Consider the following 240-nt stretch of genomic DNA (forward strand, 5'->3'; position numbering starts at 1 on the left):
TGGTCAAAACTGATGAAAACGGCAACGTTGATATCGACGACTTAACCGCCAAATGTGAAGAATATAGCGATCGCCTAGGTGCGCTAATGATCACTTATCCATCGACGCACGGTGTATTCGAAGAAGGCATCCGTCATATCTGTGACTTGACCCACAAGCATGGTGGTCAGGTCTATATGGACGGCGCGAACATGAATGCTCAGGTAGGCATGATGCAGCCTGCAGACGTTGGTGCTGATG

General features: G+C 49.2%; 1 pseudogene. It reads left to right on the plus strand.

Annotated elements, in window-relative coordinates:
* Window positions 1-240, plus strand: a pseudogene (locus SB725_RS33590) (hypothetical protein); the annotation flags it as partial.

The sequence above is a fragment of the Pseudomonas sp. SIMBA_041 genome (genome assembly GCF_046535095.1).
Classification (GTDB): domain Bacteria; phylum Pseudomonadota; class Gammaproteobacteria; order Pseudomonadales; family Pseudomonadaceae; genus Aquipseudomonas; species Aquipseudomonas mucoides.